Source organism: Streptomyces xanthophaeus (assembly GCF_000725805.1).
Lineage (GTDB): Bacteria > Actinomycetota > Actinomycetes > Streptomycetales > Streptomycetaceae > Streptomyces > Streptomyces xanthophaeus.
This window is the reverse complement of the sequence record NZ_KL647134.1, coordinates 317,982-326,410: the sequence shown is the minus strand read 5'-3', so window position 1 is coordinate 326,410 and position 8,429 is coordinate 317,982. Positions and strand designations below refer to the sequence as shown.

Annotated in this window: 8 protein-coding genes; 7 read left to right on the top strand and 1 reads right to left on the bottom strand. The window is 71.7% G+C overall.

The genetic code is table 11. From position 1 onward, the window contains the following. The 5 genes from IO30_RS44140 to IO30_RS0136000 form a co-directional block, all read left to right on the top strand. Nucleotides 1–104: integrase core domain-containing protein (locus IO30_RS44140; RefSeq protein WP_157853447.1), on the top strand; the 104-nt coding region annotated here is incomplete at its 5' end. Between the two features lie 27 nt (nt 105–131). Continuing rightward, nucleotides 132–692, top strand: a complete 561-nt coding sequence (locus tag IO30_RS0136015; RefSeq protein WP_031150234.1) for a CGNR zinc finger domain-containing protein — start codon at nt 132–134, stop codon at nt 690–692. Nucleotides 693–807: 115 nt separating this feature from the next. Further along, the gene (locus IO30_RS0136010) at nt 808–3,114 is read left to right on the top strand and encodes a HelD family protein (protein WP_031150232.1); all 2,307 of its coding nucleotides are present in this window, start codon (nt 808–810) and stop codon (nt 3,112–3,114) included. A 471-nt stretch (nt 3,115–3,585) separates the two neighbouring features. Then, nucleotides 3,586–4,989 carry an NAD-dependent malic enzyme gene (locus IO30_RS0136005; RefSeq protein WP_031150230.1) on the top strand — a complete coding sequence of 468 codons (1,404 nt, stop codon included), beginning with the start codon at nt 3,586–3,588 and terminating at the stop codon, nt 4,987–4,989. Between the two features lie 347 nt (nt 4,990–5,336). Continuing rightward, nucleotides 5,337–5,618, top strand: coding sequence for an HU family DNA-binding protein (locus IO30_RS0136000; RefSeq protein WP_007264399.1), 282 nt, complete (start codon nt 5,337–5,339; stop codon nt 5,616–5,618). Between the two features lie 249 nt (nt 5,619–5,867). On the opposite strand, the gene murA is transcribed toward IO30_RS0136000, so the two are convergent. Continuing rightward, nucleotides 5,868–7,211 (bottom strand): UDP-N-acetylglucosamine 1-carboxyvinyltransferase, encoded by a 1,344-nt coding sequence (gene murA, locus IO30_RS0135995; protein ID WP_031150226.1) that lies wholly within the window; start codon nt 7,209–7,211, stop codon nt 5,868–5,870. Nucleotides 7,212–7,473: 262 nt separating this feature from the next. Here murA and IO30_RS0135990 point away from each other — a divergent pair, with 262 nt between their 5' ends. Together IO30_RS0135990 and IO30_RS0135985 are read left to right on the top strand one after the other, a co-directional pair. Further along, on the top strand, nt 7,474–8,034 hold the full coding sequence (locus tag IO30_RS0135990) for a YqgE/AlgH family protein (RefSeq protein ID WP_031150224.1): 561 nt from the start codon (nt 7,474–7,476) through the stop codon (nt 8,032–8,034). A 28-nt stretch (nt 8,035–8,062) separates the two neighbouring features. Beyond that, nucleotides 8,063–8,347, top strand: coding sequence for a DUF3039 domain-containing protein (locus tag IO30_RS0135985; protein WP_030161320.1), 285 nt, complete (start codon nt 8,063–8,065; stop codon nt 8,345–8,347). Nucleotides 8,348–8,429 lie beyond the last annotated feature (82 nt).

Genomic DNA, 8,429 nt, shown 5'->3' with positions numbered 1-8,429 from the left:
TCACCGACTGGATCGACTGGTACAACTACCACCGGCCCCACACCGGCATCCAAGGCCAAACACCCGCCAGCCGCGTCACCAACCTGTCCGGACAACACACCTAGACGCCCTACAGCGAGGCGGTGACGGGCATGCGGTTCGATTCCGGCCGGGTCTGCCTGGACCTGGTGGCCACCTTCACCCCGCACGAGGGGCTCCGGGACGGCGACGAGCTGCGCCTGTGGCTCGCCGGAGCCGGACTGGTCCCCGACCGGACGCCCCTGGCCCGGGTGGGACCCGACTGGGTGGCGGCCTTCCGGTCCCTGCGCGGTGACGTGGACACCCTCGTACGGGCGGAACTGGCCGCGGCCGAACCCGACGAGCGTGCCCTCGCCCGGGTCAACGCGCTGGCGGCCGGTCCACCCCCGGGACTGTGTGCCGTACGGGACCAAGAAGGTCACCTGGTGCGGGAGTTGTCCGGCGGAGCGGAATGCGGCGCGCTCCTCGCGGCCGTCGCCCGCGACGCGGTGGAACTGCTGACCGACCCCGGCGACCTGGCCCTGCTGCGCGCCTGCGAGGGGGACGGCTGCACCCGGGTCTACCTGGACACTTCCCGCGGGCACCGGCGCCGCTGGTGCTCCAGCGAGCTGTGCGGCAACCGGGAACGCGTCGCCCGGCACCGCCGCCGGGCCCTGGCGGCCGGCTCCGCCTGACCCGCCTGCGGGCTCCGCCCGACCCGGCGGCCCCCGGTTCCGGAACGGGCGTGCGGACCGGGTCCTCATTCGCGTACGGTTGACGGTCGCCCATGCACGTCAGAAAGGGGCCTTGGTGGCCGCGCAGAATGCCGCTGTCGACAGCACGGCGGATTCCGTCCGTGATCGGGAGATCGCGGTCGAGCAGACGCATCTCGACCAGGTGTACCGACGCCTCGAGGAGAAGATCCACGAGGCCGAGTTCCTGATGAACGACGCGGCCAAGCGCGGCCAGGTGGGGACACCCGGTGCGCTCGCCGAGCGCGACGCGCAGGTCTTCCGGGCGGGCATCCACCTGAACCGGCTCAACAACGAGTTCGAGGACTTCCTCTTCGGCCGCGTCGACCTGGTCCTCGGCAAGGACGGGGAACGGGGGCCGGACGGCGCCTACACCTCCGTCGAACCGGCCGAGGACGCGATCCGCGAGGACCTCACGGCCGACATCGCCGAGACCCTCCACATCGGCCGCATCGGGGTCCTGGACTCCGACTACGCCCCGCTGGTCATCGACTGGCGCGCGCCGGCCGCCGCGCCGTTCTACCGCTCCACGCCCAAGGAGCCCGGCCGGGTCGTGCGCCGGCGCGTCATCCGCTCCAAGGGCCGCAAGGTGCTGGGCGTGGAGGACGACCTGATGCGCCCCGAGGTCACCGCCTCCCTGGACGGCCGCGAGCTGCCCGTCATCGGCGACGGCGCCCTGATGGCCGCGCTCGGGCGGGCCCGTACGCACTCGATGCGGGACATCGTCTCCTCCATCCAGGCCGAGCAGGACCTCGTCATCCGGGCGCCCGCCGCGTCCGTCGCCGAGGTCGCGGGCGGGCCCGGCACCGGCAAGACCGCCGTGGCCCTGCACCGCGCCGCCTACCTGCTCTACCAGGACCGGCGCCGCTACTCCGGCGGCATCCTGATCGTCTCCCCGACCCCGCTGCTCGTCGCCTACACCGAGGGCGTCCTGCCCTCGCTCGGCGAGGAGGGCCAGGTGGCCATCCGGGCCCTGGGCTCGCTGGTCGACGGCGCCGAGGCGACCACGTACGACGAACCGGCCGTGGCCCGGATCAAGGGCTCCTCGCGGATGCTCAAGGTGCTGCGCAAGGCCGTCCGGGGCGCCCTGGAGCTCGGGGACGCCCCGGACCGGCTGCGCGTGGTGGCCTTCGGCCGCCGCCAGGAGCTGGAGTCCGCCGAGCTGAACCGGATCCGGCAGACCGTGCTCAGCGGCACCGCGCCGGTCAACCTGCTGCGCCCGCGCGCCCGCAAGCTGCTCCTCGACGCGCTGTACGCGAAGTCCGGCAGCGCCGGCCGGCACAGCGACCCGGAGCTGGCCGCCGAGCTGCGCTCCGCCTTCGACGAGGACATCTCCACCGAGGACGCCTTCATCGGCTTCCTGAACGCCTGGTGGCCCGAGCTGACCCCGCGCGGGGTGCTCGCCGCGATGGCGGACGAGCGCCGCCTGGGCCGCTGGTCGCGCCGGGACCTGAACCCGCGCGAGACCCGCCAGCTGGCCCGTTCGCTGCGCCGGGTGGGCCCGGACGGCAAGGGCCCGCTGTCGGTGCACGACGTGGCGCTGCTGGACGAGCTCCAGCTGCTCCTCGGCGCGCCCGCCCGGCCCAGGCGCCGCCGGGAGATGGACCCGCTGGAGCAGCTCAGCGGGCTGGAGGAGCTGATGCCGGCCCGCGAGGAGACCCAGTGGGAGCGGGCCGAGCGGCTCGCGGCGGAGCGCACCGAGTACGCGCACGTCATCGTGGACGAGGCCCAGGACCTGACGCCCATGCAGTGGCGGATGGTGGGCCGCCGGGGCCGGCACGGCACCTGGACGGTGGTCGGCGATCCGGCGCAGTCCTCCTGGACGGACCCGGACGAGGCGGCCGCGGCCCGTGACGAGGCGCTGGGCTCGCGGCCGCGGCGCCGGTTCACCCTCACGGTGAACTACCGCAACCCGGCAGAGGTCGCCGAGGTCGCGGCCCGGGTGCTGCGGCTGGCGATGCCGGGGATGGAGCCGCCCTCGGCGGTGCGTTCCACGGGGCTGGAGCCCCGTTTCACGGCCGCGGCGGGCGATCTGGGCACCGCGGTCCGTGAGGAGACGCGCAGGCTGCTGGAGCAGGTGGACGGCACCGTCGGCGTGGTCGTGGCCATGGACCGGCGCGCGGAGGCCGCGCAGTGGCTGGCCGAGCTGGGCGAGCGGGCGGTGGCGCTGGGCAGCCTGGAGGCCAAGGGCCTGGAGTACGACGCGACGGTGGTGGTCTCCCCGGCGGAGATCGCGGACGAGTCCCCGGCGGGCCTGCGGGTGCTGTACGTGGCGCTGACGCGTGCGACGCAGCAGCTGACCGTGGTCTCGGCGGAACGGGACCGTCCGGGGCCGGACGGGGTGCCGGAGCTGCTCCGGCCGTAGCGGCGGGGACCTCGCGGGCCGCGCGGGGTCCCGTACGGCCGGTTGGCCCGCGGCCAGGCGCGTGGTCGCGGGAGAACGCTGCCTGGAGGGGGATCGCATTCGGCGATCCTTTGTTAGCCTGGGGTACGGCACCGACTCGATCCAAGCCCCCGGGCCCAACCTTCGTCGCCTAGAGCGACCACTTGCCGCGAGGCGAGCATGGCGGGTCGGTGTCGCTAGTCATTTCACCAGGTCCGCGTCCTCCACCAGTGGAGGGCGCGGACCTGTTTTGTGTTAAAACACGATTCCACTGCGGCCTACTATCTCGTATGGTGGAAGAGTTCTTCCGAAATTTGTAGCTGGTTACCTTTTACCGGCTGGTAGGTGGGACGATCGGACAACAGGTCCTGCCGCACCTGCCATGTTCTCGGCCAGTGCAGCGCGGGGCCCTGTGTGTACAGCGAAAACCAGGGACAGAAGAGGAACACGGCCATGGCAACGGCGCCCAGCGTCTCGTATTCGATGACGGTCCGCCTGGAAGTGCCCGCGAGCGGAACCGCGGTCTCCCAGCTCACCACCGCCGTGGAGTCCTCCGGTGGTTCGGTCACCGGCCTCGACGTGACCGCTTCCGGCCACGAGAAGCTCCGGATCGACGTCACCATCGCCGCGACCTCCACCGCGCACGCGGACGAGATCGTCGAGAAGCTCCGCGGGATCGAGGGCGTCAGCCTCGGCAAGGTCTCCGACCGCACCTTCCTCATGCACCTCGGCGGCAAGATCGAGATGGCGTCCAAGCACCCCATCCGCAACCGTGACGACCTCTCGATGATCTACACCCCGGGCGTGGCCCGCGTGTGCATGGCGATCGCCGAGAACCCCGAGGACGCGCGCCGCCTGACCATCAAGCGCAACTCCGTCGCAGTCGTGACGGACGGCTCCGCCGTCCTGGGTCTGGGCAACATCGGCCCGATGGCCGCGCTGCCCGTCATGGAGGGCAAGGCGGCCCTCTTCAAGCGCTTCGCGGGCATCGACGCGTGGCCGATCTGCCTCGACACGCAGGACAGCGATGAGATCGTCGCGATCGTCAAGGCCATCGCCCCCGGCTTCGCGGGCATCAACCTGGAGGACATCTCCGCGCCGCGCTGCTTCGAGATCGAGGCCCGGCTGCGCGAGGCCCTCGACATCCCCGTCTTCCACGACGACCAGCACGGCACCGCGATCGTCGTGCTCGCCGCCCTCACCAACGCACTGCGCGTCGTGGGCAAGGCAGTTGGCGACGTCAAGGTGGTCATGTCGGGCGCCGGCGCGGCCGGTACGGCCATCCTCAAGCTGCTCCTCGCGGCGGGCGTCAAGAACGCGGTGAGCGCCGACATCCACGGTGTGGTGCACGCGGACCGGCCCGACCTGGTCGACGCCGCCCCCGACTCCCCGCTGCGCTGGATCGCCGACAACACCAACCCCGAGGGGTACACGGGCACGCTGAAGGAGGCCGTGGTCGGCGCCGACGTCTTCATCGGCGTCTCGGCCCCGAACGTGCTGTCCGGCGAGGACGTGGCGGCCATGGCCGAGGGCGCGATCGTGTTCGCGCTCGCGAACCCGGACCCCGAGGTCGACCCGGCCGTCGCCCGTCAGACCGCTGCCGTGGTGGCCACCGGGCGCTCCGACTTCCCGAACCAGATCAACAACGTCCTGGTCTTCCCGGGTGTCTTCCGCGGCCTGCTGGACGCCCAGTCCCGCACCGTGAACACGGAGATGATGCTGGCCGCCGCGAGCGCGCTGGCGGACGTCGTGGGCGAGGACGAGCTGAACGCGAACTACATCATCCCGTCGGTCTTCAACGACAAGGTCGCCGGCGCGGTCGCGGGCGCCGTCCGCAAGGCCGCCTCCACGGCCTGAGGCGGGCGGGGCCGCCTGTGACGGCCCTCACGGGTCACGGGCGGCCGGTCCCGGCGCGTCGCGGGATGCGGGCCCGGTGGGCCGCCTCTAGGGTTGCGGGGATGCCCGCGAGGTCCGCGGTCCGCATCCGGCGAGTGCGGACGGAGCGTCACCGCCGCGTGACTGTGGCGCTTTTCGTGTGACCCCGGCGGGTGCCGGATTGGCTTTCCCGCCGCTGGTGGGGGCAGGATGCGTAACCGGGCGAGAGGGTCTGACGTTCAGACCCGGGTCCGGGGACTGTCCGAGGGCCCTGGCAGCATCGGCTTCGATCTCACGCCTCTAAGGCAAGTTGAACACGGGAGTACAACATGAACCGCAGTGAGCTGGTGGCCGCTCTGTCCGAGCGCGCCGAGGTGACCCGCAAGGACGCCGACGCCGTTCTGGCCGCGCTCGCCGAGACCGTCGGCGAGATTGTCGCCAAGGGCGACGAGAAGGTCACCATCCCCGGCTTCCTGACCTTCGAGCGCACCCACCGTGCCGCTCGCACCGCGCGCAACCCGCAGACCGGCGACCCCATCCAGATCCCGGCCGGCTACAGCGTGAAGGTCTCCGCGGGCTCCAAGCTCAAGGAAGCCGCCAAGGGCAAGTAGTCCTGCCCCGGCGCCCGGAGGCCGCACAGGCTCCCGGACGCCGAGTAGTGCGCAGCTTTGCGTAGGACGACGGAGGGCGGCCACCCCGGGAGGGTGGCCGCCCTTCGGCCTGTCCGGGCCCCTGGAGCCCCCTGAGGGCCTCCAGGGGCCATACGGAAGCCCCCCCGGCCTTCTCGGCCGGGGGGGCTTTCGCGAACGGTGCGTCAGGCGCCTGCGCAGGGAGCCCGTGCGGGACGCCCCGGCGGGGCGTCAGACGAGGTCGCCGCCGGGGAGCTCGACCTTCGCGCCGAGTTCGACGAGCTTCTCCATGAAGTTCTCGTAGCCGCGGTTGATGAGGTCGATGCCGTGGACCCGCGAGGTGCCCTCGGCCGCCAGCGCCGCGATCAGGTACGAGAAGCCGCCGCGCAGGTCGGGGATGACCAGGTCGGCGCCCTGCAGCTTGGTCGGGCCGGAGACGACCGCCGAGTGCAGGAAGTTGCGCTGGCCGAAGCGGCACGCGCTGCCGCCCAGGCACTCGCGGTACAGCTGGATGTGAGCACCCATCTGGTTGAGCGCCGAGGTGAAGCCGAGCCGGGACTCGTAGACCGTCTCGTGGACGATCGAGAGGCCGGAGGCCTGCGTCAGGGCCACCACGAGGGGCTGCTGCCAGTCCGTCTGGAAGCCGGGGTGGACGTCCGTCTCCAGCGCGATGGCCTTGAGCGGGCCGCCCGGGTGCCAGAAGCGGATGCCGTTGTCGTCGATCTCGAACGCTCCGCCGACCCGGCGGAAGGTGTTCAGGAACGTCATCATCGAGCGCTGCTGAGCGCCGCGCACGTAGATGTTGCCGCCGGTCGCCAGCGCCGCGGACGCCCAGGAGGCGGCCTCCAGACGGTCCGGGAGCGCCTTGTGGTTGTAGCCGCCGAGGCTGTCGACGCCCGTGATCCGGATGGTCCGGTCGGTGTCGACGGAGATGATCGCGCCCATCTTCTGCAGGACGCAGATGAGGTCCTCGATCTCCGGCTCCACCGCGGCGTTGCTGAGCTCGGTGACGCCCTCGGCCAGGACGGCCGTCAGCAGCACCTGCTCGGTCGAGCCGACCGAGGGGTACGGGAGGCGGATCTTGCAGCCGCGCAGGCGCTGCGGCGCCTCCAGGTACTGGCCGCCTTCGCGCTTCTCGATGGTCGCGCCGAACTGGCGGAGCACGTCGAAGTGGAAGTCGATCGGCCGTCCGCCGATGTCGCAGCCGCCGAGGCCCGGGATGAAGGCGTGGCCGAGGCGGTGCAGGAGGGGGCCGCAGAAGAGGATCGGGATGCGCGACGAGCCCGCGTGCGCGTCGATGTCGGCGACGTTCGCGCTCTCGACGTGCGTGGGGTCGAGCACCAGCTCGCCCGGCTCCTCGCCGGGGCGGACCGTCACCCCGTGGAGCTGGAGCAGACCGCGTACGACGCGCACGTCACGGATGTCGGGAACGTTGCGCAGGCGGCTGGGTCCACTGCCGAGCAGCGCGGCGACCATGGCCTTGGGCACGAGGTTCTTCGCACCGCGGACTCGGATCTCGCCCTCAAGCGGGGTGCCGCCGTGGACAAGCAGTACATCGTCACTGATGCCGGTCATGAATCTCGCGTTCCGGGAGGGGTGGGCAGGGGGCCAGAGAAAAGAGTAAGGGTCACCACCCCTTTGTTTGTATGGCTGACGCGGCCGTAGGACTGTCATGAATTCGGTACAACACCCTCCGTACCCACCTCATGGCGGAGCGTCGCGTTCCGGCTCTCCCGGCGTACGCGGTCCGGTCCGGACGCCGTGCGGCCTGAGCTGCGCGGTGTCCGATCTCGCCGTCGGCTCCCCCGGAACGGCGATTGTGCGAGATCATGGCGGCATGACCGAGGTGTCCTCCCTCACAGGGAGACTGCTCGTGGCCACGCCCGCCCTCGCGGACCCGAATTTCGACCGGGCCGTGGTGCTCCTGCTCGATCACGACGAGCAGGGGTCGCTCGGCGTGGTCCTCAACCGGCCGACCCCGGTGGGCGTCGGCGACGTCCTGCTGCCCTGGGCGTCCCTGGCCGGTGATCCGGGCGTGGTCTTCCAGGGCGGTCCGGTGGGGCTGGACTCGGCCCTGGGCGTGGCCGTCATCCCCGGCGAGGACGGTCCGCTGGGCTGGCGCCGGGTGCACGGGGCGATCGGCCTGGTCGACCTGGAGACGCCGCCGGAACTGCTCGGGCCGGCCCTCGGGAGCCTGCGGATCTTCGCCGGTTACTCCGGCTGGGGGCCGGGCCAGCTGGAGACCGAGCTGGGCGAGGGCGCCTGGTACGTCGTGGAGTCGGAGCCCGGGGACGTGTCCTTCCCCGACCCGGAACGGCTGTGGCGGGCGGTGCTGCGCCGCCAGCGCAGCGAGCTCGCGATGGTCGCCACCTATCCGGACGACCCGTCGCTGAACTAGGACCTGAGGTGTTCAGTACCCTGGCTTTATGAGCACTCTTGAGCCCGAGCGCGGGACTGGTACGGGGACCCTCGTAGAGCCGACGCCGCAGGTGTCCCACGGCGACGGCGACCACGAGCGCTTCGCCCACTACGTCCAGAAGGACAAGATCATGGAGAGCGCGCTCGGGGGCACCCCCGTCGTCGCGCTCTGCGGCAAGGTCTGGGTGCCGGGCCGCGACCCGAAGAAGTACCCGGTCTGCCCCATGTGCAAGGAGATCTACGAGTCCATGGGCCCCGGCGGGGACAAGGACAAGGGCGGCAAGGACAAGTAGCCCGCCCCGGTCCGGCCGCCATGCGGGCCGGACCGCATGAGGTACCGCAGGACGAAGGCCCCCTGGATGCGCAGTGGCGTAT

Coding starts and splice junctions, on each gene's coding strand:
- IO30_RS0136000 (WP_007264399.1), top strand. CDS start 5,337: ATGAACCGCAGTGAGCTGGTGGCCGCTCTGTCCGAGCGCGCCGAGGTG.
- IO30_RS0136005 (WP_031150230.1), top strand. CDS start 3,586: ATGGCAACGGCGCCCAGCGTCTCGTATTCGATGACGGTCCGCCTGGAA.
- IO30_RS0135990 (WP_031150224.1), top strand. CDS start 7,474: ATGACCGAGGTGTCCTCCCTCACAGGGAGACTGCTCGTGGCCACGCCC.
- IO30_RS0136015 (WP_031150234.1), top strand. CDS start 132: ATGCGGTTCGATTCCGGCCGGGTCTGCCTGGACCTGGTGGCCACCTTC.
- murA (WP_031150226.1), bottom strand. CDS start 7,211: ATGACCGGCATCAGTGACGATGTACTGCTTGTCCACGGCGGCACCCCG.
- IO30_RS0135985 (WP_030161320.1), top strand. CDS start 8,063: ATGAGCACTCTTGAGCCCGAGCGCGGGACTGGTACGGGGACCCTCGTA.